Annotated in this window: 26 protein-coding genes; 9 read left to right on the top strand and 17 right to left on the bottom strand. The window is 52.3% G+C overall.

What is annotated here, in order from left to right:
• Nucleotides 1-7: 7 nt before the first annotated feature.
• The 3 genes from rpsF to HN413_09025 form a co-directional block, all read right to left on the bottom strand.
• Nucleotides 8-295, bottom strand: a complete 288-nt coding sequence (gene rpsF / locus HN413_09035) for a 30S ribosomal protein S6 (protein MBT3390543.1) — start codon at nucleotides 293-295, stop codon at nucleotides 8-10.
• Between the two features lie 166 nt (nucleotides 296-461).
• On the bottom strand, nucleotides 462-806 hold the full coding sequence (locus HN413_09030) for a DUF59 domain-containing protein (protein ID MBT3390542.1): 345 nt from the start codon (nucleotides 804-806) through the stop codon (nucleotides 462-464).
• 1 nt (nucleotide 807) lies between these two features.
• Entirely contained in the window at nucleotides 808-1,452 is a 645-nt protein-coding gene (locus HN413_09025; GenBank protein MBT3390541.1) for a winged helix-turn-helix transcriptional regulator, read from the bottom strand.
• A 181-nt stretch (nucleotides 1,453-1,633) separates the two neighbouring features.
• Between HN413_09025 and sufC the strand changes: the two genes are divergently transcribed.
• From sufC to HN413_08985, 8 genes are all read left to right on the top strand, one after another.
• Nucleotides 1,634-2,407, top strand: a complete 774-nt coding sequence (gene sufC / locus HN413_09020) for a Fe-S cluster assembly ATPase SufC (GenBank protein MBT3390540.1) — start codon at nucleotides 1,634-1,636, stop codon at nucleotides 2,405-2,407.
• Nucleotides 2,408-2,486: 79 nt separating this feature from the next.
• Nucleotides 2,487-3,893 carry a Fe-S cluster assembly protein SufB gene (gene sufB, locus HN413_09015; protein MBT3390539.1) on the top strand — a complete coding sequence of 469 codons (1,407 nt, stop codon included), beginning with the start codon at nucleotides 2,487-2,489 and terminating at the stop codon, nucleotides 3,891-3,893.
• Nucleotides 3,894-3,943: 50 nt separating this feature from the next.
• On the top strand, nucleotides 3,944-5,293 hold the full coding sequence (gene sufD, locus HN413_09010; GenBank protein ID MBT3390538.1) for a Fe-S cluster assembly protein SufD: 1,350 nt from the start codon (nucleotides 3,944-3,946) through the stop codon (nucleotides 5,291-5,293).
• A 155-nt stretch (nucleotides 5,294-5,448) separates the two neighbouring features.
• Nucleotides 5,449-5,724 carry a hypothetical protein gene (locus HN413_09005; protein MBT3390537.1) on the top strand — a complete coding sequence of 92 codons (276 nt, stop codon included), beginning with the start codon at nucleotides 5,449-5,451 and terminating at the stop codon, nucleotides 5,722-5,724.
• 58 nt (nucleotides 5,725-5,782) lie between these two features.
• Nucleotides 5,783-7,033 carry a cysteine desulfurase gene (locus HN413_09000; GenBank protein ID MBT3390536.1) on the top strand — a complete coding sequence of 417 codons (1,251 nt, stop codon included), beginning with the start codon at nucleotides 5,783-5,785 and terminating at the stop codon, nucleotides 7,031-7,033.
• A 26-nt stretch (nucleotides 7,034-7,059) separates the two neighbouring features.
• On the top strand, nucleotides 7,060-7,461 hold the full coding sequence (locus tag HN413_08995; GenBank protein ID MBT3390535.1) for an SUF system NifU family Fe-S cluster assembly protein: 402 nt from the start codon (nucleotides 7,060-7,062) through the stop codon (nucleotides 7,459-7,461).
• Nucleotides 7,462-7,463: 2 nt separating this feature from the next.
• On the top strand, nucleotides 7,464-7,808 hold the full coding sequence (locus HN413_08990) for a non-heme iron oxygenase ferredoxin subunit (GenBank protein ID MBT3390534.1): 345 nt from the start codon (nucleotides 7,464-7,466) through the stop codon (nucleotides 7,806-7,808).
• 48 nt (nucleotides 7,809-7,856) lie between these two features.
• Nucleotides 7,857-8,693 carry a metal-dependent phosphohydrolase gene (locus HN413_08985; protein MBT3390533.1) on the top strand — a complete coding sequence of 279 codons (837 nt, stop codon included), beginning with the start codon at nucleotides 7,857-7,859 and terminating at the stop codon, nucleotides 8,691-8,693.
• On the opposite strand, the gene HN413_08980 is transcribed toward HN413_08985, so the two are convergent.
• Together HN413_08980 and HN413_08975 are read right to left on the bottom strand one after the other, a co-directional pair.
• Nucleotides 8,688-9,449: a methyltransferase domain-containing protein gene (locus HN413_08980; protein MBT3390532.1), complete on the bottom strand. Its 762-nt coding sequence runs from the start codon at nucleotides 9,447-9,449 to the stop codon at nucleotides 8,688-8,690. The genes HN413_08985 and HN413_08980 overlap by 6 nt on opposite strands.
• On the bottom strand, nucleotides 9,446-10,048 hold the full coding sequence (locus HN413_08975; GenBank protein MBT3390531.1) for a nitroreductase family deazaflavin-dependent oxidoreductase: 603 nt from the start codon (nucleotides 10,046-10,048) through the stop codon (nucleotides 9,446-9,448). Before HN413_08975 ends, HN413_08980 begins: the two co-directional genes overlap by 4 nt.
• A gap of 104 nt (nucleotides 10,049-10,152) precedes the next feature.
• Here HN413_08975 and HN413_08970 point away from each other — a divergent pair, with 104 nt between their 5' ends.
• Entirely contained in the window at nucleotides 10,153-10,884 is a 732-nt protein-coding gene (locus HN413_08970) for a hypothetical protein (protein MBT3390530.1), read from the top strand.
• A 36-nt stretch (nucleotides 10,885-10,920) separates the two neighbouring features.
• Here the strand turns inward: HN413_08970 and HN413_08965 are convergent, their stop codons facing one another.
• The 12 genes from HN413_08965 to HN413_08910 all read right to left on the bottom strand — a co-directional run bounded on the left by HN413_08965 (nucleotide 10,921) and on the right by HN413_08910 (nucleotide 22,197).
• Complete coding sequence (locus HN413_08965) at nucleotides 10,921-12,066, bottom strand: hypothetical protein (protein MBT3390529.1); 1,146 nt, start codon at nucleotides 12,064-12,066, stop codon at nucleotides 10,921-10,923.
• A gap of 9 nt (nucleotides 12,067-12,075) precedes the next feature.
• Complete coding sequence (locus HN413_08960; protein MBT3390528.1) at nucleotides 12,076-12,693, bottom strand: phosphatase PAP2 family protein; 618 nt, start codon at nucleotides 12,691-12,693, stop codon at nucleotides 12,076-12,078.
• Nucleotides 12,690-13,598: a lysophospholipid acyltransferase family protein gene (locus HN413_08955; GenBank protein MBT3390527.1), complete on the bottom strand. Its 909-nt coding sequence runs from the start codon at nucleotides 13,596-13,598 to the stop codon at nucleotides 12,690-12,692. The genes HN413_08960 and HN413_08955 overlap by 4 nt, the downstream gene beginning before the upstream one ends.
• Nucleotides 13,599-13,688: 90 nt before the next feature.
• On the bottom strand, nucleotides 13,689-14,282 hold the full coding sequence (locus tag HN413_08950) for a CDP-alcohol phosphatidyltransferase family protein (protein MBT3390526.1): 594 nt from the start codon (nucleotides 14,280-14,282) through the stop codon (nucleotides 13,689-13,691).
• 37 nt (nucleotides 14,283-14,319) lie between these two features.
• Nucleotides 14,320-15,717: a radical SAM protein gene (locus tag HN413_08945; protein ID MBT3390525.1), complete on the bottom strand. Its 1,398-nt coding sequence runs from the start codon at nucleotides 15,715-15,717 to the stop codon at nucleotides 14,320-14,322.
• 51 nt (nucleotides 15,718-15,768) lie between these two features.
• Nucleotides 15,769-17,436: a hypothetical protein gene (locus HN413_08940; GenBank protein ID MBT3390524.1), complete on the bottom strand. Its 1,668-nt coding sequence runs from the start codon at nucleotides 17,434-17,436 to the stop codon at nucleotides 15,769-15,771.
• Between the two features lie 40 nt (nucleotides 17,437-17,476).
• The gene (locus HN413_08935) at nucleotides 17,477-17,845 is read right to left on the bottom strand and encodes a hypothetical protein (GenBank protein MBT3390523.1); all 369 of its coding nucleotides are present in this window, start codon (nucleotides 17,843-17,845) and stop codon (nucleotides 17,477-17,479) included.
• Nucleotides 17,846-18,040: 195 nt separating this feature from the next.
• Entirely contained in the window at nucleotides 18,041-18,715 is a 675-nt protein-coding gene (gene phoU / locus HN413_08930) for a phosphate signaling complex protein PhoU (GenBank protein MBT3390522.1), read from the bottom strand.
• A gap of 24 nt (nucleotides 18,716-18,739) precedes the next feature.
• Complete coding sequence (locus HN413_08925; protein MBT3390521.1) at nucleotides 18,740-19,495, bottom strand: phosphate ABC transporter ATP-binding protein; 756 nt, start codon at nucleotides 19,493-19,495, stop codon at nucleotides 18,740-18,742.
• A 6-nt stretch (nucleotides 19,496-19,501) separates the two neighbouring features.
• Nucleotides 19,502-20,362: a phosphate ABC transporter permease PstA gene (gene pstA, locus HN413_08920; GenBank protein ID MBT3390520.1), complete on the bottom strand. Its 861-nt coding sequence runs from the start codon at nucleotides 20,360-20,362 to the stop codon at nucleotides 19,502-19,504.
• 6 nt (nucleotides 20,363-20,368) lie between these two features.
• Nucleotides 20,369-21,265, bottom strand: coding sequence for a phosphate ABC transporter permease subunit PstC (gene pstC, locus HN413_08915; GenBank protein MBT3390519.1), 897 nt, complete (start codon nucleotides 21,263-21,265; stop codon nucleotides 20,369-20,371).
• Between the two features lie 50 nt (nucleotides 21,266-21,315).
• Nucleotides 21,316-22,197 carry a PstS family phosphate ABC transporter substrate-binding protein gene (locus tag HN413_08910; GenBank protein ID MBT3390518.1) on the bottom strand — a complete coding sequence of 294 codons (882 nt, stop codon included), beginning with the start codon at nucleotides 22,195-22,197 and terminating at the stop codon, nucleotides 21,316-21,318.
• Between the last annotated feature and the right edge of the window lie 33 nt (nucleotides 22,198-22,230).

Genomic DNA, 22,230 nt, shown 5'->3' with positions numbered 1-22,230 from the left:
CTAATGCTTATTCTTCAATCGAAGTGACCATAAAGCGCATTACAGGTTCTTGGAACCGTAAACTGCGCTCTAACTCGGTTACAAAGCTAGGGGCGATCTGAATATTGAGCAGAAAATACTGGCCGCTATTCTGTTTGCGAATTGGGTAAGCCAACTTGCGTTTTCCCCAAGGGTCAACTTTGTTGACAGCCCCCCCTGCTTCGGTAATCCAACCTTTAACCTTTTCTAATACGTCATTGCTGGCGGTATCATCCAGGTCGGGATGAATAATGAAGATGAGTTCGTAATCGCGCATAATTACCTCCTTTCCATGGAATTTGCCCCTGACACCGCGAATGCGTCTAGGAGCGGAAAGCCGTGCAAGGATAACATAAAGGATTTGATTTGTGAAGTACAGATTCCATCAAAAAAGCGAGGGCGGCATTGACGCCCTCGCTTTTTTGAGAATAGTTTTTTGATGTTTAGAATAAACCCCAATCCGCGCCGACGCCGTCTTCCATGTAGCTGGGATCCCAGTATTCCATACCCATCTCGATGGTGGCTTCCCGTTCGAGAGCTTCGGCAGCCTTTGAACGTGCGTTTTCGAGCAATGCCGGTGCGTAGGGACAGAACGGGGTGGTCATAATCATCACCACATGGGCAAGATTTTCTTCATTGATGCTGACATCGCGAATCAGGCCAAGTTCCATAATGTTGAGGCCAATTTCGGGGTCCATAACCTCCCGGAAGGCAGCATCAACGGGTTGAAACAAATCTGGGTGTGTATCTTCGATAAGCCATTTTGGGCGTGGACGGATTGCGCTCATATTAACTCTTAATTTCCTCTGTAGTAATGCTGTGTTTGGGGACGATATAAGTACACAACGAATCCCCCTGCAAGATGCATTTTACTTTTTCTATAGGGACAGCCAGCATATTTGAGATCAGGGTTTCATCAACCACACAAACCTCGGGATGCGACTGGCCAACATGCAGGTACGGACAACTTACCTCACGGATGTGGTAACTATCAGCCTTTTGTTCCCACTCCATATTGAAGCCTTCAGCGCTCAAGAGGTCTTTGACTAAATCAAGGCGTTCTTCCATGGGGAGTTCTGCCAGATTCATTTCAGCAGTGTAATCGGCGGCCAAATCATCGGCCATCTGACTGAAGAGTTCTCCCACCATCGCGGCAGGCAGGGTTTCTTTGAGTTGCTGAAGCAACCTTACAGTAAGTTTAAGATAACGGCTGGGGAATTTTTCCATACCCTTCTCAGTCAGAAAATATACCAGGCGCGGACGGCCTACGCCATGCCGTTCTTCTTCCGAAGCTACCAGTCCGGTGGCTTCCAGCTTGTTGACGTGGTGACGCACTGATATTGGGTTTATCCCCACAGCCTCTGCCAGATCATTGATCGTGCAGCGTTGGCGGGTGAGCAGGGTTTTGAGAACTTTGTCGCGTGTAGTAGACATTTAATGCTATTCCTTAGTAAAGGCAGTATATCATCCGTTAATTCGAATGTCAATAATATATATGAAATTTATCTGAAATATTGACCTAAAACAAGCCGCGTGCTATAATACCGCCCGTTCAACCAATAGAAATTTCCGACATCGATGGTGTTTTCGTCATGTCGACCAAGGAGTATTTTTCATGTCTGAGTTGGTGATTAAGGATCTGCACGTTAACGTGGCAGGAAACGAAATTCTAAAAGGGCTGAACCTGACGGTGCGTCAGGGTGAAATTCATGCCATTATGGGACCGAATGGCACCGGTAAATCTACCCTGGCTTATGCGTTGATGGGACATCCCAATTATGATGTTACTGGTGGGGAAGTTTGGTTTAAGGGCGAAAATATTCTGGAATTAGAGCCGGACGAGCGGTCTCACTTGGGGTTGTTCCTGGCTTTTCAGTATCCGGTTTCCATCCCGGGGGTGACCGTGGCAAATTTCTTGCGCACAGCGATCAACGCCCACCGCAAAGCAGCCGACCCAGAAGATAAGGGCATTAAAATTCCCCAGTTTCGTACCATGCTCAAAGAGCGCATGGATATGTTGAAAATGGATCATGCTTTTGCCGGACGTTATCTCAACGAAGGTTTTTCAGGCGGCGAAAAGAAGCGTGCTGAAATTCTACAAATGGCAACACTACAACCCGAGATCGCCATCCTTGACGAAACCGACTCTGGCCTGGATATTGATGCCTTGCGAATTGTTTCCGAAGGCGTGAACGCCTTGCGTAACAGCGAATTTGGCGCTTTGGTGATTACGCACTACCAGCGGATTTTAAATTATATCCAGCCTGATTTTGTGCATGTCATGCTCGACGGACGTGTGGTCGAATCTGGCGGCCCCGAATTGGCGCTTCAACTTGAGGAACAGGGCTACGATTGGGTGCGCGAGAAACATAGTTCGGTAGTGGCATAGTTAGATAGTTGCATAGTTTTTGAAAGTTCAATATCAACTATCCAATTAATAATTACTCAACTATCTTACTGGAGAAATTATGAGTTCAGATAATCAACTTTTAGAAGGTATTGGCGATTACAAGTATGGGTTTAGTGATCCCGATGTTTCTGTGTATAACACCGGCAAAGGGTTGAGTCGAGATGTTGTCGAACAAATATCGGCCATGAAAGGTGAGCCACAGTGGATGCTGGATTTCCGCTTGCGCGCTTTGGCGCATTACGAACAGCGTCCAATGCCCACCTGGGGGGGCGATATTGCCAAACTTGACCTGGAAAATATTTACTATTACGTTCGGCCTTCAGATGGTGAAGGTAAATCCTGGGATGATATTCCCGATAGTATCAAAGATACTTTTGACAAATTAGGCATTCCTGAAGCCGAGCAAAAATTCCTGGCTGGTGTGGGTGCGCAATACGAATCCGAAATGGTCTATCATAGCATTCAGGAGCACCTTGAAAAAAAGGGCGTTATTTTCCTGAGCATCGAAGAAGGCTTGCGTCAGCACCCCGAACTTTTCCGAGAATATTTTAGCACCGTCATTCCGATTGAAGATAATAAGCTGGCGGCTCTCAATAGTGCGGTCTGGTCGGGTGGTTCTTTTGTATACATTCCCCCGGGCGTGAAAGTTGATTTGCCCTTGCAGGCGTATTTTCGTTTGAATATCGCCAATATCGGCCAATTTGAGCGTAGTCTGATTATCGCGGATGAAGGCGCACAGGTTCACTATGTGGAGGGCTGTACCGCTCCGCAATATACAACCGATTCATTCCACAGCGGCGTGATCGAGATTGTGGTCAAGAAGAATGCCCGCGTGCGCTATACCACCATCCAGAACTGGTCGAATAATGTTTATAATCTGGTGACCCAGCGCGCCATCGTAGAAGAAGGCGCCACCATGGAATGGGTAGATGCCAACCTGGGCTCCAAACTGACCATGAAATACCCCTCCTGCTATTTGATGGGGCCGGGTGCGCATGGCGAAATTCTTTCGATGGCATTCGCCGGGAAAGGCCAGCATCAGGATACCGGTGGGAAAGTGATCCATTTTGCTCCGCATACCAGCAGCAAGATCGTATCGAAATCGATTAGCAAAGACGGCGGGCGAGCATCGTACCGCGGCTTGCTCAAAGTGCATGAAGGGATGGGGGATGTGCGCTCGAACGTGGTTTGTGATGCCCTGTTGCTGGACCCGGGTTCGCGTTCCGATACCTATCCATATATCGAAATCGATGACGAAGATGTCAATATTGGGCACGAAGCCTCGGTATCAAAAATTGGCGAGGAGCAAATGTTCTACCTGATGAGCCGCGGTTTGTCTGAAGAAGAAGCTACCACGATGATCGTTTCGGGTTTTATCGAACCGCTGGTCAAAGAATTGCCAATGGAATATGCGATCGAAATGAACCGGCTGATTCAATTGCAAATGGAAGGCTCGATCGGATAGTTGCGTCAGACACCTTGACGTCAAGATGTCGACACTAAGATGGATATATTATGACAACGAAAAAAATAGTTGCGAGAACACAAAGAACGCGTCGAAAAACGCAATTTGAAGGTTTCCATTTTTCACGGGATATGGCAATTCCCGGCGAGGGAGACGGAATTTTGGCTGATTTTCGCGCCCGTGCCTGGGATGCGTTTGAGAAATTGCCTTACCCAACGACGAAAGACGAACCCTGGCGTCGCACCGATATTCGCGGCCTGGAAGGCGATTTTCTATTGCCTGGGGCAGATGCCTATTTGGATTTGCCCGCGATCCCCTCGCGGTTGTTGAAGCCACTGGTTGGCAATCAACACGGGGGCCAGATCACGTTGCTCCCCGGTGGGATGGAGAAAAACTTCGAGTCAGAATCGGCTCCGAAAGGCATTATCTTCACGGATTTTGAAACTGCATCCCGCGAATATCCCAAAGAATTTGGAAAAGCGTTGGGGAAAGTCGTTGATCCGGCAGAAGGGAAATTTGCCGCCCTGACGGCGGCTTTAACACCTAACGGCGTTTTTGTGTATGTGCCGCGGGGTGTACAGGTGAAAGAGCCATTGCACAGCCTTGTGTGGGCGGCTGGCGAAAACTTGGCTCATTTTTCTCATTTAGTAATCTGGCTGGAAGAAGGCGCTGAGCTAACCTATGTTCATGAAGTGGCCTCGCCAAATGGCGCCCAGGCACAAACGTTGCACGGAGGCATTGTTGAGTTGTGTGTGGGCGCAGGTGCAAATCTGCGTTTTGTTGAGTTGCAATCCCTGGGCGATACTGTGTGGAATTTCACCCATGAGCGCGCCCGCGTGGAACAAGACGGCAATATTGATTGGATTTTTGGCGCGATTGGCACTCGCCTGACCAAAAATTTCTCCGATTTGGATTTAGCCGGGAAAGGTGCCAATGGCCGTATGTCGGGCTTTTATTTTACCGATGGACAGCAGCTTCTCGACCATGATACCCAGCAAAATCATCTTGCCCCGCACACCACCAGCGACCTGCTATTTAAGGGCGCACTGAAAGGCGAGAGCCGTTCCGTGTGGCAGGGGATGATTTACGTGGCCCCCGACGCACAACAAACCGATGGCTATCAGGCCAATCGTAACCTGATCCTCAGCAACAATGCCCGCGCCGATTCGATCCCTGGCCTGGAAATTCTGGCTGATGACGTGCGTTGCACGCATGGCGCTACCGTGGGGAAGATTGACCCTGATCTCGTGTTTTATCTCCGCAGCCGCGGCATTCCCAATGAGCAGGCCGAGCGCCTGGTTGTGGAAGGTTTCTTCGATCCGATTATGCAGCGAATCCCCTTTGATGGTGTGCGCAATCGGTTTCAGGAAGCAATTCAAGAAAAAATGGACGCACAATAAGCAAGTTTTGCCTTATAATAGATTGTTTTAAACTTACGCATTTTTCAGCGATAAGCCTGTAAATAGGGGGTGTCATTCCCCGACATCGGCGCAATTGTTTTGAACTGCGTAAGCCCTGGTATTATTTAGTGAGATTTTCTTATTTGGAGGTTAAATTGGCAGGTTTACCTTTTTCCGCTCCTCCCGAAGCAAGGCGTGAATATGAAGTTGGCGACATGGTTGAAGTTCTATGCGACCACGACAACGACAAAAAAGACCGCGTGCGCGATTGGCTTACTGGTGTTGTCGTTCAGGTAGATGACAAAATGGTTGCTATCCAGTTTCGTGAGAATGTTTATTTGACAAATGGCTGGATGGTCCCCGATCATGTATTATGGTGTCCTAAAGAGGCCGAAAATATCCGCCGCCCGAAAACTCGCAGCCGCGGGTGATTAAAAGCACAAAAATGTGGCTGAGAAAAGCCACATTTTTTATATTGGATAATTACGCATGTCTACAACAGATCATATGATAGCAGCATTTGATGTGCAAAAAATTCGGGCTGATTTCCCAATTTTGAGTCGGGAAGTACATCCCGCGGTGCCATTGATCTACCTCGACTCGACGGCAACTAGCCAGAAACCGCTTCAGGTGATCGCGGCGATGGATGAGTTCTATCGGTATTCGAATGCCAATATTCACCGCGGGATTCATGTGCTGGCGGAAGAATCGACCGCGGCCTACGAATCGGCCCGCGAGAGGATTGCCGCGTTCATTGGCGCGGCGACCCCCCGAGAGGTGATTTTCACCCGCAACACCACAGAATCGATCAACCTGGTGACTCAATCCTGGGGGCGTGCCAATCTCAATCTGGGCGATATGGTCGTCCTGACCGAGATGGAGCATCACTCGAACCTGGTTCCTTGGCAGATGCTGGCCCAGGAGCGCAGCCTGCGCCTTGAGTTTATTCCCGTGACTGGGGATGGCCTGCTCGATTTGGATGAGTATGCCCGTCTGCTCAGACTGGAACCCAAAATGGTCGCCTTCACACATATGTCGAATGTGTTGGGCACGATCAACCCCGCGGCAGAGATCATCCGCATGGCGCATGAAGTCGGCGCGCTGACATTGGTAGATGGGGCCCAGTCGGTGCCGCATTTGCCAGTGGATGTGCAGGCGCTGGATGCGGATTTCGTGGCTTTTTCAGCTCATAAGATGCTTGGTCCCAGCGGAATTGGTATTCTTTATGGGCGCAAAGCATTGCTCGAAGCCATGCCGCCTTTTCTGGGTGGTGGCGACATGATTAAGCGTGTGGAGTTGCGTTCTTTCCAAAGCAATGCTTTGCCTTACAAATTTGAAGCTGGAACCCCGGCGATCGCCGAAGCGATAGGCTTTGGCGCAGCGGTGGATTATCTCGCCAATTTGGGCATGGAAGCTGTTGAACGGCACGAGCGCCAGATCATCACCTATGCGCTGGAACGCCTGGAAGAAATTCCCGGTGTGAAGGTCTTTGGCCCAGCGGCAGAACAAAGGGGCGGGGTAGCATCGTTTACCTTGCCCGAAGCGCACGCACACGATATCTCCCAAATTCTGGATGCAGACGGTATTGCCGTGCGTGCGGGTCATCATTGTGCCATGCCCCTGCATACAAAATTCGGTATCCCGGCGACTGCCAGAGCCAGTTTTTATGTCTATAACACCCTCGAAGAAGTAGATCGCCTGGTAGATGGTATTTATAAAGTCAAGAAATTATTTTCATAAGTTTCGTTACAAGAGAACACAAGATCATGGATGACCTATACCGCGAACTAATTATTGACCGCTATAAAAATCCCCAATTCCGCGGCGAGCTTGATCCGCATGATTTTACATTTGAAGATGATAATCCCTATTGCGGCGATCATATTCGTGTGGATGTGCGTGTGGACGATAACGATGTTGTTATCGAAGCCGCTTATAGTGGTGAGGGTTGCTCGATTTCGCAGGCTTCTGCTGACTTGCTAATTGAATTTATCCACGGGAAAACGCTGGATGAAGTCAAGGCGCTAACTAAAGATGATTTGCTCGAATTATTGGGCATTGAACTCGGTCCGGTGCGTCTCAAATGTGCCCTGCTCTCGTTGAAAGTGCTCAAAGCCGGAGCCTATGGTCTGGGCAAAGATGAAGTCAGCGATGACCTGGTGGAATAGCTATGCATTACCATCGGCTAGATCCTTCGGAATGCGAATTTGTCGTCGTTGCCGCGCTGGATGAACTTTCCAATGGAGAGCGTTTATTCATCGAAATTGACGACTTGTATATGGTGGTTTTTAATATCGCCGGGGATATTTACGCAATTGCCGATCTCTGTTCGCATGATGACGGCCCGCTGGGGGATGGCGAACTGGCTGGTTGTGAGATCGCTTGCCCGCGGCATGGGGCGCGTTTTGATGTACGGACTGGCGAAGCGTTGACTCTGCCCGCTGTCGAGTCAATTCCCGCTTATCCGGTGCGAATCCAGAATGAGCAGATTGAAGTCGGTTTGCCGAAAGCTTAGTCTTTGTTTTACTTACGTGACTTATCTCGAAAAGGTGAGTTGAATTCGATGTTTTACTATCAAGAATTGGTCATTGAGCATTTTGTAAAAAGCCTCAAAGCTGCCTATCAGCAGACGTATTCTGCCCTGGAGCCACAATTTGCCAACATTATCGAATGGACAGGCCGATTAGCGCTTGAAAATATCGCCAACTCCGATGCGCTCTATCATAATGTAGAACATACCATTCTGGTTACGCTGGCTGGTCAATCGATCCTGAAGGGCAAACATATTCTACGGGGAGGGGTTACACCACACGACTGGCTGCATGTTATGATGGCTTTGTTGTGCCATGATATTGGTTATGTACGCGGTGTTTGCCGGGCCGATAAACGGGGAGAATATGCCACGGGCATTGCAGGTCAAACCGTGCAGATTTCGGCTGACGGCACCGATGCGGCCCTGTCAGCATACCATGTTGACCGCAGCAAACTTTTTGTGCAAGAGCGTTTTGACATCCATAAATTAACCGCAGAAGTAGAGGCCGAATTGATTTGCGCGTATATTGAACGCACGCGTTTCCCCATTCCGAAAGACGATGCCTATCAGGAGACAGGCGATTATGCTGGCCTGGTGCGGGCAGCCGATCTAATTGGTCAGCTTGGCGATTTGAATTATTTGCGCAAAACTCCGGCGCTATTTTATGAGTTTGAAGAGATTGGGATGAATCAGAAGCTTGGTTATGAAAGCCCGGGGAATATGCGTAGTAATTATATTAAATTCTATTGGGAAGTGGCATATCCTTATTTGTCAGATGCCATGAGTTATCTGGATGTGACGCAAGAAGGCAAAATATGGCTGGCGAATCTTTATGCCCATGTGCATGAAGTAGAGCATGATTTATAGCTGTCTGACCCAACCTATCGCGTAAAATGTGGGCACAAAGAGTACCCGTTGGCCACTTGCCCAGGCACCAGCATCGAGTTGTTTTAAGACGTTCGAGTTCCCAGAGAACTCGGACGTCTGCGCGAAATCTGATTCCAATACGCTCCACTCACTTTTCCATGCATCATCTGTCGGCGCACCGCGCCACTGCCCGCCTAAAACCCCCGTTTCGATATTTTCGAATCCAACATGATGAAATAACCCAGAGAGTTTACGCCCGATCAGCGGATCTGCGCCCTGACGTCTGAGTGATTCGGTTTGCCATGCACCGATTTGCTCCAGTTCCGTGGGAAAGTCGATCCGTCCGCCGTAATCGGGTTCGGCCAGAGCCAGCACCATGCCACCGGGACGTGTCACACGCGCCATTTCGCTGAGCGCCTGCACCGGGTTAGCGACCCACAGGAGCAGGAAATGGCACAGGGTGATATCAAATACTTCATTGGCGTATGGCATTTGGAGGGCATCCCCCTGCGAGAGTAGTACATCTTTGTGAGTACGCGCCAGCCTCAGGTGTTGGCGTTGAATATCCACGCCGAAAATAGCCGCATCGCTTTGGGCCAATAATTCCCCAAATAGCGCGCCTGTACCACAGCCCACATCCAAAATTTGTCGCGCAACATTAAATCCCATTCGCGGAAACAGGTGCGCGCGCAGGGCGCGTGTCCATTGGGCTTGTTGGCTAAAACGGGCGTGCCAGTCTTGCGGGGTGAGACTCATGCGTGATTGCGGCACAGCATTCGACGCAGCAGGCCCCAGGCGAACAGGGCGCTGATCACGATCCAGGCCAGATCGGCGGGGTGTGGTTGCGTGGTTTCGGGAGCGGTTTCGAGTTCAATGCGGATCAAAGGCGAGCGTTGTGCCATCGAGCGAATAATTTCTTTGGGCGCAGTTTTGGGATTCAGGCCTTCAAAAAGCGGTGCGGCGAAACCGCTATTGATCAACACCCGACGGTAGATATCCAGATGATTTTCGAAATTCTCCAACGAATGAGCCATGCCGGGGATGCGTTGCACACCGATCCAGACATTTACCTGCGGGTTATGCTGAATATTGCGATACCATTGGGATTTGGCGCCAAATCCGCTCAGGCAGTAGACCGCGTTTCCTTCGGACGCGATCGCATAGTTGACCGGAGCCTGACGGATGAGGCCGCTTTTGCGTCCAACGTTTTCGATGACCATGATTTTCCCGGCAAATGTTTGTCGGGTGAAAAAAGGGCCAAAGCCAGCGCGGAAGACAAATACGATCCAGCGGTTGAGCCATTTGAAGATATTCTTGAGTTGCCTGGTTTGGGATGGAGAATATTGGGATTGCATGATGCCTCACAATCTTGCAAATTAACAAGGAAAACACGGTAAAATGGAAATTGTTAAGATGTGTAGATGGAACCTACATTGTATCAGTTTTCAAGAGGTGCTTAATGAATCTTTTTCGATCGTTGCGAGAACGCTTTGGCGCCCTGATTTGGGTAGGGATTGGTGCGGTTGTGCTGCTGAGCTGCGGCCTGTTATTCGTGTTTTTTCTCGCCCCCCGGCAAAAACTGGAGGCGCGGCGCATTGAGCAATTGCCGCTGATGGATGCTGCAACCGTCACGAGCTCGGCTCCGGGCGATGAGTTGCTGGTCACCGGGATTTTGCAGGGCGAGGCGCTGCCAGATGTTAATAATTTTGTGGCCTATAAGGTGGATGAGTGGCAGGTTCGCCAAGATACATCTGAAACTAGCGATAGCCAGCCCAGCGGCTCCTGGCAGAGAATCGAAACTCGGATACCCGATTTACGCCTGGATGTAGGGGGACAGTGGGTGGATTTATGGGGGGCAACAGACGTCAATTTGAGTGGCCCGTTGCACGAGGTGTTGATTCTCTCCAATTCGCGAGAGACAGCCCCCTATGATTCACAATCGCTGCCCGACGGCTCTTACCGCTATCTGGGCTTCTACGATGGTGATCTGGTGACCACTCTGGGGAAGAAAGCTGCCTCGGGGGGCATTTTGCCCGATGAGTTATTTGCTGGCGATCGGGTGGCTTTTGTAGAGAGTCAACATGCCGCGGCGCAAGGCCTACTAATTGCCGGGATTATCATGTTGGTATGTTCGCCAGTCGTATTGATTGGGGGTGGCCTGGCGGCCATATTGGGTAGGCGAAGGCGCTAAAAAAAGAGCCGGTCAATGAAATTGACCGGCTCTTTTTTAGCGATAAATCTGTTCCCACTCATCCCGCAGAAGATTGCCCAATATCTGGTTAACGCCCTGCGTGGGCAGCACATCGCCATCGGGTTCTACATAGAGCCAGGCGCGTCCGGCTCCCTGCGGTGGGGCATCTTCTTCAATTTCAAGAGTTACAGGGTTACGTTCAGAGTACGGCACAGGTACATCCCAGACCAGCGAGAGTCCCAATTCGGCAGCCAACGCGCTAGCGGATTGAAGCGTCTCGTTGAGAGCGGGGCTGGATTCGCTGAGCGAAATCGCATTGGCGCCCATTTCGGCAAGACGTTCTAACAGAGCGGGGGTGGCACTGGCATTCTCGGGGGTGATGCTCAGATGTACAGTGGTATGCAAATCTTCAGGGAGAATCTTTTCAAGTGCGGCCCAGGCGGCTTCGTCTTCGGGGCGCAGCACCATCAGCAGGTGATCGAGGCCGGTTTGAAGCAACATATTGAAATAATCTTTATTAGCAAGGCGCAGCCCATCGCTGAGCAACCCCGTCACCTGCCCGTTGGCTTCGGCGTGGGCGATCAATTCGGGTAGATCGTCGCGCAGGGTGGGTTCGCCACCTGTGAAGACAATATGCGGAATTCCGGCTTGCCATGCTTTGTCGATAATCGTCTGCCATTCGGTAGTGGTTAGTTCGCGATCGACGCGTTTGGTCGGGGCAACTTCGGGGTTTACGCCTTTGGGTAGACGATAGGTCAGGGCGCAATCCAGACGGTAAGGTGCAGCAATCTCGCCGCCGTATGGATCGTCGCGCTCGAACCCCAGAAATGACACCGGGTCGAGATCGGGCATATCGATCATCGTCAGCAGGCGCTCTTTGAGATCAGCGAAATCTTGCTGTGCTCGTTTGGCGGGTACGCGATAACGGCGGGCGATCTGGCGGGAGGCCTGTTCAATGGGAGTTTCCTGTACGAGATGGTAGGCATATTCGGCAGCCGTCTGGTTGAGGTGCAGCACCGTGGCAGCGTTGACGATCAGAATGCCTTCACCGCTGGCATCCAGGCGCAGGTGCAGACGGTAAGGATTCTCGACCTCGGGCGGGGTTTGATAATGAAATACGCCCACGGGTAGGGGTTCTTTTTGCACAAAAAGTTCTCGGATAGAATTGACAAGGTTGCTCATGGCGGCCTCCTAAAGAATTGCAAATTGAAAATTGGCAAGCATCATTTGAAATATTCCTGCGCCGAGAATGCCCAGCCCGGCTCCAGCCAGCACATCGAGGGGATAGTGAACACCCAGGGCCACGCGCCCCAGGCAAACGGTCAACGCCAGGATGCTCATCACTACGCCGACGAACAGGGGCACCCCGAAGGTCGTCGGCAGCGCCAACGCTAAAAACCAGATGCGCATGGCATCCCCACTGGGGAAGGACGCATCGTACGGCTGACGCGGTTGTCCCATTTCTACATTGGGCAAAACTGTGAAGGGACGGACGCGTTGCAGCGTGCGTTTGATGCTCCATTCGATGGAGGCGATCAGGGCGAAGACGATGGCAGCCTGCACGCCGCTTTGTAGATTGAAGAGCGCGGCGACGATGAGGCATAGTATGGTAAAAGGTGTGCGTCCCAGGTGCCACAGGATTTGGAAAGTGCGTGTCCAACGCCGCAGCGGGGGGTGCAGGGCAAGGAACAGGCGCGCATCCCACAGGGCGACGGCAGGAGCGAAGTGGGTGGTTCCCAGGAGGAAGAGCGCGATGCCGAGAGCAATGATGAATTGTGAATTGTGAATTGACCCTTGTGAGTTCATCATTCGTCATTCCCAATTAGCTCCGGCCAAACCGGATAATACATCATCCATTGCCCTGGAGTTTGGCGAATATAGCCCTCGATGACCTTCAATACAGCCTCGGCGTGCAGGCGTAAGGCCTCAGCCGGATCAGCGTGCGGCTGGATATAGATCGGTTCTGAAAGGCGCAGGTGATATGTGCCATCGGGCATGAATTGCGGTGCGACAACGATGACCGGCACTTCGGCTTCGAGTGCCATGCGGATATGCCCCGCCGGGAGTGGACTGGGCTGCCCGAAGAAGGTCAGCGTGTGGGCTTTATTACGAATTGGACGGTCTATAGCCGTGAGTACGATGCCACCGCTACGCATATATTCGATGACTTCGACTTCGGTTTCGTGGCCGCGCACGGGGGTGATCTCCAATCCGGTGGCGGCGCGCAGATCATTTTGCAATTTGTAACCGCCGGTTGGGTTGCCATAGGTCAGTACTTTTCCATTCATGCCGTGATAGGCCAACGTCAGCAAGACCAGGTCGAAGGCGCTGGTATGCGGTGCGACGATGAATGCGCCGGGAGTGTCGAATTGGCTGCGCTCAATCAATTTACGCACATTATCGCTGAGTACAAAGAGGGTCTTCAGACCTTCTGGATCGGTGATATTGTGATACAGGTCGACAAAACAGCGTCCGGCGTGGCATAGTACTTCATGGACGGCTTCATCCAACTCAGCGGGGGTAGATTTTTCGCCGCGTGCCACCCACTGATTGCTGCGTACAGCGCGGGTGATACTGTTTTCGCGGCGCGCAATTCGCCCGGCAAACCATTCGGCCAGCCGGTAGGCCATGCCTAGAGGCAGAGTTTTGCCGATCCACAGGGTCAACCCTACGGCAGCACGGCTGTTGGTGAGGGATTGGAAGTTCAGATTCATGGTTTTGATGTATTTCTATAAGGAAGCTAGGAATGCAGGAGAAAAAATTCTTGGCTTCCTGGTTTCCTCATAGGAAAAATCAAGGAAATTTTACGCGGTTTCCTTCAGCAAGCTATAGCCTTCAATTAGCACGGGTAAGCCGCGGGCAATGGTAAAGCTGACTGCCAGCCAGGACAAAATTAATGCAGTGGTGTGGATTGCCGGGCTCCACGGTGAAGCGGCAGTGGTCAGGCCGAGATCAAGTGTTAGAAAAGCAAATGCAAAACCTTTGGCAATACCATAGCTACTGCGCATGAAGCGCGAAGATACCAGAAAACGAGTGATGGGATGCTTGACCTGCTCGAAGGCGCTCAGGCTTTTTTGCATGCCCACCGAGCGCACCGCATCTACGGTGGTGCCGCGGGTGATGACGATCAGCGGAATGAAGATTGGGATCAGACCCAGGTGGGCGAAGACGACCCACAGAACGATTTCGAGCGTGCGGTCGGTGGCAATATCGAGCACGCTGCCGATCAAACTGGTTTCTTTGAGCGCGCGGGCAATCATGCCATCGAAGGTATCCATCAATATAATTACAACGATGAAAGGGACGCACCACAACTGAATCGCCGCGTTTTCAGAATATAGCAGAGCGACGTATCCAAACAATAGGGGGAAACGAAATAAAGTAATCAGATTTGCCATGGGTGGTTGGTTCGTCAGTTGTTGTCTTTAGCGCCTTTTACAAAGCAATCAGTTGTTCCAAATTTTCTGTCAATGTAGCAATGCTGTTAAAAGGGATCAACGCCGGTTGGTTTGCATCTAGCGAGAGCGGGCAGCCCGCCCCGCATTCGGGCAGCAACATGCAATTATGGCAGGCCTCGGGGGCATAGCTGCGCTCCCGGATGCCAATAGCCAACTTGTGGTTCCAAATCGAATCCCATGTATCGTGCAGGATATTCCCCAGCGGATGATAATAGGACTGGCAAGGCAGCACGCCGCCATCCGGCTCCACACACATATTATAGAGCGCCGCTGTGCAGCCTTTGACGCCGAGATCATATTGCATGGGGTCAAAATGGCAGTACTGCGTGGGCGTGTACCAGATCAGGCGCTGGCCGCGGGCCTCGGTTTTCTGGATGGCAGTTTCCAACAGTGGGTGCAGTTCATTTTCATGCAGACCAGTGCCTACATCCAGACCGCGCCCGGCATAAATCAGCGCGTTTAGCCCGATGGTTGGCACGCCCAGGTCGGCCAGAAAATCGAGCGTAGCGCCGATACCGGCGTAATTGGCTTGCAGCATAGTAGTATTCGTCATCACGAAAAGTGGGCTGGCGAGCACATTTCTCAGCCCGGCGATGGTCTGTCGCCAGGCGCCATTTTTTCGTACCATTTGATCGTGGATGGCTTCATCGTGGGATTCGACCGTAATCTGGATGTGATCGAGACCAGCCCCGGTGAGGGCTGCCACAAACTGGGGATCGCTCAACCGTCGGGCGTTGGTGTTCATCCCGGTGATCTGCCCATTGGCCTCGGCGTGAGCGATTAATTCAGGGAGATCGTCCCGCAGGGTGGGTTCGCCGCCGGTGAAAACAATATGCGGAATGCCCAGTTCCCAGGTGCGGTCAATGACGCGTTTCCAGTCGTCGGTACTCATTTCAGGGAAGTCGCGCGGTCGGGCATTGTAGCAGTGGGCGCAATCGTCGTTGCAGCGATAGGTGAGCGCTAAATCCATGCGATAGGGGGCCAATGGACGCGTACTGAAAGGCATGGCGATTTCCAGCTCGTCCAGCGAACAGGCAAGGCAGCCACCCGGTTGTAAGATGACCTCGAATTCATCCAGAAATTGATAGTAGTCACGCTGCGCGTCGGCGGCAGAAATTTTATATTGACGCTGAATCAGGCGCACAGCCTGCTCTTGCGTTTTTTTTTCAAGAAAGAGAAAAGCCATCAACGTCGCTGTCGGGTTAAGATGCACTACCTGATTGGCATTGATCATCAGCGTGCCGTGCCCGTCAGGGTCTACGCGCAAATGGACGCGCGTGCGCTCGCCGGGCGCTTCGCGCAGGTAATGATGCAGGCCAGGGGGTGGGAAAACATCTTTTTTTATAAAGGATTGCATACCGCTAAAAAGGTGCATAAGTGGCTCCATAAAACGTTTGAACATTCAAACGTTGGGAAGTTGGAACGTTTATCGTCCTCCTCCTGCGCAGGCGCAGGCGCAACCGGCACAGGCGCAAGCACAAGCGCAACTGCCGCCGCTACTGCGGCCTCCGCTGCTCGTGGCAACAGGCGCCGGATTTGTCTTGTTGGTGACGCGGCTGGTAAAGTCGGTCACATTGCCGACCACATCACTGGCAAAGCCTTGCATCCCGGTCACCATCGAGGCGGCAAACTCGCCGCCGGGCAGGCTTGGCATGGAGGGCGCAGAGCGCCCGCTGCCGCTGCTGGGTACGCTGCCGGTCGATACGGGTCGGGAGATGGTTTTGCGGCTCCAGGTGGGGTCGTAGCGATTCCACCAGATTGGCACAAATACCGGCCCACCGCGAAAGACATCCTGCGTGCGCTGGTCGAAATCTTTATCCAGCATGGTCCAGCCCATGTGTTCGTCGTAGCGTTCGCTGCGCACTTCGGGCGTATCGGATTGCTCGATTTGTTGCCAGGCTTTTTGCATGATGTGCTTATAGTAGGCCACCGATTCCTTGTGGCTGAAACCTTTCATCTTCGTGCTAACACTCTTGATTAGATCAATCATCAGGTCTTGTAATTTTTTGCGTCGCTGGGCGGCTTTGGGTTCGCGGAAAGCTTCCAGGAATTTTTGTTCATACGAACGCAATTTGGCATCAATCGGATGCTGAATATCCAATTTCAAGGGGTCTTGCGAAATTACGCTGGCGGCCTCTTTTTTCAACACGGCGAAAAGGATCATCGTCAGCACTTTATCGGCGGGGTGCTCCATCAAAATCGCCGCTTCTACGGCGGTCAGTCCGCGTTTGATGCCATGCCCTTCAATGCGAATCTTGGGCGGCAGATACTTCATTTTACGTTTCTTGGCGCTGCGATTTCCGACCCAACTCAGGAAGACGAAAAATAGCCCAAACCCGCCGCAACACATGAAGCCGATGATCGCATCCGGGTCAATACCCAGGCGTTCGAGCAGGCCGGGCGCGTAGATGGCGCTTTCAGGCACATAACTTTTCGGGAAGGATGCGCCAAATTTATATTGTGTATAACCATTGGCATTTGGATTTTGCCAGGTATACATAACCCTGCCCTGGTTGTCGATCGCGGCCTGGGGTTGCTCCGGGAAGCCCGAGGGGGAAGCGTGCCAACGGGGTTCTTCAGATGTGACCCCTGGCGGCAAGTGATAAATCACAGTAATATCTGTAGAACCGAATACATACTCCGAACCAAACCAGGTTGGGCTGAAAACAGCGCTGGCATACGCGCTGTCTGTCGAGTCTGTATACAATACATTGCGGATGCCTGCCACCGCCACGCGCACGCGTCCGCTGCGCCCGGGCTGAATGGCATTGCTGCCCAAACCCAGCGCCACGCCGTTATCTACGTAGGGAGATGATTCAATATCGAGAATGGGGTGCCCATCGACATCGGCGGTGATGTTTGAGATGTTGTAATTATTATTCGGCATACCCACATCTACGAAATCAATCGGTGAGACGCCAGCGCCGTTGGTGAAGAAGAAGACATATTCCAGCGCTAGGGTGCCATCTTCCTGCCAGTAAACATTGACAATCTCCTGGTCGAGACTGAAATAATAAGTCTGAGCCAATGTGTCAATCGGTATGGATAGTAGAATCGTGAGAATAAAAAGAAAAGAAATCAGTTTTTTCTTCATTTGTTTTCTCCTTCACGCTTGACGTCAGGACAGAGATGCGTCACCACTTCGGTTCTTCAGTAAGCTGATAGCTGGAATTGCAAAACGGGCAGTTGACCACTGGCGCTCCGGCCAGCATTTGGATATTATTTGCAGTCAGCGCGCCGCCGCAAGATTGGCATTTCATCGTTTCCAGGTTGACATCGCCAGAGAGTTCAATATTGAGGGTTACGTTCTCCCCCTGACCAGCGGGTGTGGCTTTGCTGCGCCCGGCAAACCAGATTAATCCAAATCCGATGGCGACACTGATCACACCCACTACGAGCCATCCGATTTGCCCCTCCGGGCTGAATGTGCCCCAGATAAACAGCACACCAAAGAAAATCAGGATAGCGGCAAAGACATACGCAATAATTTTTCCGGCAGACATAGCGAGACCTCCAAAACGGATAAGGGATGATGCTTCATGTAGTGTAGCATTATCTGGAATTGAAAGCAATTGGAGATTCATCACCCTCATGAGATACGAAAACAGGAGTGTTTGGGTTGCGCGGCAGCACAGACACTCCTGTTTTTATGGTGATACCACGCGATTACTTTCGTTGCAGTAGAGAATTGATACAGGCTAGCGCGCTTCGTCGTCTGAAACGTCAATCTCGTCCAGAACACCCGTCGCGATAAACACAGTGCGCTCGCAAATATTGGTCACGCGGTCGGCGGTGCGCTCCAGATTATGCGCCACCCACAAGAGATAGGTAGCTCGATCAATGGTGGTGGGATCTGAGATCATAAAAGTTAGTAATTCCCGATATACCTGATTATACAGTTGGTCAACTTCGTCATCCTCTCTGGGAAGGGCCAGCGCGCAATCTTTATCCGCACTGACAAAAGCGCCTAACGCACGGTGGAGCATCCCGGCGGTAATATCGGCCATGCGGGGAATGTCGATCAGCGGCTTGATAGGCGCTTCGGTTCCCAGGCGAAGCGTAATTCGCGCGATTCCTTTGGCATAGTCGCCCATGCGCTCCAATTCTCCGGCAACATCAATCACGGATGCCAAAATGCGCAGATCGCGCGCCATGGGTTGTTGGGTCGCAATGGTAATAATGGCCGCATTTTCGACTTCAAAGCGTTTTTGATTGATGATCGAATCGGCATCATAAATGCTCTTCGCCGATTCGATATCGCGGTTTTTCAGCGCGTTAACAGCTTTGATGATGGCTTCTTCAACCATGCTGCCCAATGCCAGGATGCTGTCGAGTAAACCCTGAATTTGGTGATCTAATGTCTCTCTGGTCATGCAATTTTCCTTTCCAATAAATTATTATCCAAAGCGGCCTTCGACGTAATCTTCGGTTTGTTGATGTTGGGGATTCGTGAACAGGGTTTTTTCGGCGGCATACTCGATTAACTCACCCTGAAGGAAGAAAGCGGCAAAATCGGCGGTGCGGGCGGCTTGCTGCACCGAGTGGGGGACCAATATGATGGTGTAGGTTTTCTTTAATACTTGCAGCGACTCTTCGACTTTCCCCGTTGAAATCGGGTCCAGGCCGGAGGTAGGTTCATCGAGCAAGATCACTTCGGGTTCCAGGGCCAATACACGCGCTAAACATAAACGCTGCTGCTGCCCGCCAGAGAGCGCAATCGCGGCATCGTCCAGGCGGTCGCTGACTTCACCCCACAGCGCAGCTTGCTGCAGGCTGCGTTCTACGGCGGATTCCAGGCGGGCGTGGTCTTTCACTCCGGCAACTTCCAGGCCGTAGGTTATATTCTGGCGGATGCTCATGGGCAGCACCACCGGTCGGGCGAAGACCATCCCCACACGGCGGCGCAGTTTAATCACATCGATCTTGGGGCTGAGAATATCTTCATCGTCCAGGAGCACGCGCCCATCCAGATAGGTGACATCCGCTAAATCGTTGAGACGATTTAAAACCCGCAGCAAACTCGACTTGCCCCCTCCTGCCGGGCCGAACAAAACCGTAATCTGGTTGGCCGGGATGCCCATCGTGATATTGCGCAAGGATTCAGTGCCATCCGAATAATGCAGAGTCAGGTTTTCGATGGAGATTTTATTCATGCTGAGTTACCATTGACGCCGCGCCCGCGCCCGCGAGCGGATGGTGGTGGCGATGAAGTTCATGCCGAGGACGAAGGTGAGCAGCACCAGCGCCGTGCCATATTGAATTTTGACCGGCATCCCTGGAACCTGGGTGGAGATGACAAAAAGATGGTAGGGTAACGCCATGGTGGCATCCAGCGGTGAGGAGGGCAAGCGCGGCAGGAAGAAGGCAGCTACAGTGAACAGAATGGGCGCAGTTTCCCCCGCGGCGCGTTCCAGGCCCAGGATTACGCCCGTGAGCATACCGGGCAGCGCCTGCGGCAACACAATCCGGCGGATGGTTTGCCATTTGGTGGCTCCGAGAGAAATACTCACTGTGCGAAAAGCTTGCGGTACAGCGCGCAGGGCTTCTTCAGTGGTGCTAATGATGACGGGCAGCGTCATGATCGAGAGCGTCAGCGAACCGGCCAGGATGCTGGTGCCGAATTGCAGGAAAAGCACAAACAAGCCCAGACCAAACAATCCGTAGACCACTGAAGGTATGCCCGCCAGATTGATAATTGCAATGCGGATAAGCCGCGTCCAGCGGTTTTCGGGGGCATACTCCGAGAGATAGATCGCCGCGCCGATGCCCAGCGGCACAGCAAAGACGGCTGTACCCAGGGTGAGGTAGAACGTGCCCACGATGGCAGGCCAGATGCCCCCGGCGCGCATTCCCTCACGGGGAAAGCCGCTGAGGAATTCCCAGGATATTGCCGGTGCGCCGAGAACGACAATATAAATGACCACGGCTAGAATCGGCAGCACGGTGAGCAGTGTCATGCTGGTGAGCAGGCCGAAGCCGATGCGTTGGGTGGTGAGACGAGATTTGGATGTAGAAGCCATGATGGTTTACGAAAGAATACGCTCCTGGCGTTTGCGCTGCCGGAAGACAACCGCCGAAGCGGTGACGTTGACAATCAGCGAGATCAGGAACAAAATTATGCCGATGAAAAATAGCACATGGTAGTGAACACTGCCGTTGGCAACTTCGCCCATTTCGGCGGCGATGGTGGCGGTCATGGTGCGGGCAGGGGCGAAGAGCGCGCTCAGGCCGGTTGGCAACACTGGGGCGTTGCCCGTGACCATCATTACCGTCATGGTTTCGCCGATGGCGCGCCCGATGCCGAGCATCACGGCGGTTAGCACGCCGGAGCGCGCCGCGGGCAGCGTCACTCGCCAGATGGTTTGCCATTCGGAGGCGCCCAGCGCCAGGGCCGCGTCCCGGTACGATTTTGGCACCGCGTCGAGGGCATCTTCGGCTACAGAGACCACCGTGGGGATAGCAATGCCCCCCAAAAGCAGCGACCCGGCCAGAGCGGTCAGCCCGGTGGGTAAATCGAGCAAAACGCGCAAATATGGCGAGAGCACTAAAATCCCCAGAAAGCCAAGAACGACCGATGGCAGCCCGCCGAGAACTTCCACCAGCGGTTTGAGGATTTCACGCATCCAGCGGGGCGCGATTTCGGAGATGTAGATTGCGGCTCCCACGCCAAACGGAACTGCAATCAGTGTCGCCCCGATCGTGACGATCAACGAGCCGCCAATCAGCGGCAAAATGCCGAAATAGTCTTCGATGGGATACCAGCGAGTGGCGAACAGACTGTTGAATTGAACTTCGCCGAGCGTAGGCAAGCCTTCGCGCAGCAGAAAATAGAATATCAGGCCGACAAAAATAATGGCGGAGTATCCGGATACTTTGATGAAACGGGTAATGATTTTTTCGCGCCAGTTGAGAGCGTTATTCATGGGGGTATCGTAAGGGTGAGACGCACTTGTCAAGTGCGTCTCACCTGTGTCTATGGGAAAACCGGCACAAAGCCAAGCTCGGTCACAATTGGCTGGGCCGCGGCAGAAAGTATCCAATCGAGATAGGTCTTGACCGCTCCCGTAGGTTCGCCGTTGGTATACATATATAAATCGCGTGCAATGGGGTACTTGCCGTTGTTAACGGTTTCTGCGGAGGGCAGAATATAACCGGTGTTGATTTCGCGCGCAACCGCGATGACTTTCATTTCATCGGTCACATAACCCAGCCCGTCGTAGCCAAGCGCATTGGGGTTTTGGCGGATCTCAACGCTGATGCCCTCCGACGAAGGCAGCAAGAGCGTATTTTGAGAGAACAGGGTTGTGTTGTCTTTCTCGCCCAGGCGCAGAACTTCTTCGAGAAAATAGACATGCGTACCGGAGTTGGTTTCGCGCGACAGGCGTACAATTGGACGGTCGTCGCCGCCAACTTCAAGCCAATTGTTGATCTTCCCGCTGTAAATATCCGAAATTTGTTGCAAGGTGAGTTCATTGATCGGGTTTTCCAGATTCACAATCACCGCAATCGCATCGCGGGCGATCACAAACTCCACCGGGTCGCTGCCGTTGGCCTGGGCGGCTTCAATTTCCTCGGTTTTGATTTGTCGTGAGGCGTTGGCAATATCCACCGTGCCGTTAATCAGCGCCGCGATGCCGGTTCCCGATCCGCCGCCAGTGACCGAGATACGAATATCAGGATTGACGTGTTGGTATGCTTCAGCCCATGCCAGTGCCAGATTGACAATCGTGTCGGAGCCTTTATTCTCGATCGTATCCGCGTTCGTGGAAGATGAACTCGCCGCACCGTTCTGGGTGGCACACCCGGCCAGGAAAAGCAAGAATATAACAAATGGAAGAATGCGTAAATACTTCATTGGTTGCAGATTATAGCCGCAAATAAAATCGAA

The organism is Chloroflexota bacterium, from assembly GCA_018648225.1.
Classification (GTDB): Bacteria; Chloroflexota; Anaerolineae; order Anaerolineales; family UBA11858; genus NIOZ-UU35.
This window is presented reverse-complemented; position numbering and strand designations above follow the sequence as displayed.

What these genes read in the sequence shown, in the direction of transcription:
- HN413_08950 (MBT3390526.1), bottom strand. Translation starts at nt 14,282, where the DNA reads ATGGCAAATCTGATTACTTTATTTCGTTTCCCCCTATTGTTTGGATAC.
- sufB (MBT3390539.1), top strand. Translation starts at nt 2,487, where the DNA reads ATGAGTTCAGATAATCAACTTTTAGAAGGTATTGGCGATTACAAGTAT.
- HN413_08945 (MBT3390525.1), bottom strand. Translation starts at nt 15,717, where the DNA reads ATGCACCTTTTTAGCGGTATGCAATCCTTTATAAAAAAAGATGTTTTC.
- sufD (MBT3390538.1), top strand. Translation starts at nt 3,944, where the DNA reads ATGACAACGAAAAAAATAGTTGCGAGAACACAAAGAACGCGTCGAAAA.
- HN413_08960 (MBT3390528.1), bottom strand. Translation starts at nt 12,693, where the DNA reads ATGATGAACTCACAAGGGTCAATTCACAATTCACAATTCATCATTGCT.
- phoU (MBT3390522.1), bottom strand. Translation starts at nt 18,715, where the DNA reads ATGACCAGAGAGACATTAGATCACCAAATTCAGGGTTTACTCGACAGC.
- HN413_08965 (MBT3390529.1), bottom strand. Translation starts at nt 12,066, where the DNA reads ATGAGCAACCTTGTCAATTCTATCCGAGAACTTTTTGTGCAAAAAGAA.
- HN413_08990 (MBT3390534.1), top strand. Translation starts at nt 7,464, where the DNA reads ATGCATTACCATCGGCTAGATCCTTCGGAATGCGAATTTGTCGTCGTT.
- HN413_08925 (MBT3390521.1), bottom strand. Translation starts at nt 19,495, where the DNA reads ATGAATAAAATCTCCATCGAAAACCTGACTCTGCATTATTCGGATGGC.
- HN413_08995 (MBT3390535.1), top strand. Translation starts at nt 7,060, where the DNA reads ATGGATGACCTATACCGCGAACTAATTATTGACCGCTATAAAAATCCC.
- sufC (MBT3390540.1), top strand. Translation starts at nt 1,634, where the DNA reads ATGTCTGAGTTGGTGATTAAGGATCTGCACGTTAACGTGGCAGGAAAC.
- HN413_08970 (MBT3390530.1), top strand. Translation starts at nt 10,153, where the DNA reads ATGAATCTTTTTCGATCGTTGCGAGAACGCTTTGGCGCCCTGATTTGG.
- HN413_08985 (MBT3390533.1), top strand. Translation starts at nt 7,857, where the DNA reads ATGTTTTACTATCAAGAATTGGTCATTGAGCATTTTGTAAAAAGCCTC.
- HN413_08980 (MBT3390532.1), bottom strand. Translation starts at nt 9,449, where the DNA reads ATGAGTCTCACCCCGCAAGACTGGCACGCCCGTTTTAGCCAACAAGCC.
- HN413_09030 (MBT3390542.1), bottom strand. Translation starts at nt 806, where the DNA reads ATGAGCGCAATCCGTCCACGCCCAAAATGGCTTATCGAAGATACACAC.
- HN413_08940 (MBT3390524.1), bottom strand. Translation starts at nt 17,436, where the DNA reads ATGAAGAAAAAACTGATTTCTTTTCTTTTTATTCTCACGATTCTACTA.
- HN413_08910 (MBT3390518.1), bottom strand. Translation starts at nt 22,197, where the DNA reads ATGAAGTATTTACGCATTCTTCCATTTGTTATATTCTTGCTTTTCCTG.
- HN413_08975 (MBT3390531.1), bottom strand. Translation starts at nt 10,048, where the DNA reads ATGCAATCCCAATATTCTCCATCCCAAACCAGGCAACTCAAGAATATC.
- HN413_09000 (MBT3390536.1), top strand. Translation starts at nt 5,783, where the DNA reads ATGTCTACAACAGATCATATGATAGCAGCATTTGATGTGCAAAAAATT.
- HN413_09025 (MBT3390541.1), bottom strand. Translation starts at nt 1,452, where the DNA reads ATGTCTACTACACGCGACAAAGTTCTCAAAACCCTGCTCACCCGCCAA.
- HN413_08955 (MBT3390527.1), bottom strand. Translation starts at nt 13,598, where the DNA reads ATGAATCTGAACTTCCAATCCCTCACCAACAGCCGTGCTGCCGTAGGG.
- rpsF (MBT3390543.1), bottom strand. Translation starts at nt 295, where the DNA reads ATGCGCGATTACGAACTCATCTTCATTATTCATCCCGACCTGGATGAT.
- HN413_08935 (MBT3390523.1), bottom strand. Translation starts at nt 17,845, where the DNA reads ATGTCTGCCGGAAAAATTATTGCGTATGTCTTTGCCGCTATCCTGATT.
- pstA (MBT3390520.1), bottom strand. Translation starts at nt 20,362, where the DNA reads ATGGCTTCTACATCCAAATCTCGTCTCACCACCCAACGCATCGGCTTC.
- pstC (MBT3390519.1), bottom strand. Translation starts at nt 21,265, where the DNA reads ATGAATAACGCTCTCAACTGGCGCGAAAAAATCATTACCCGTTTCATC.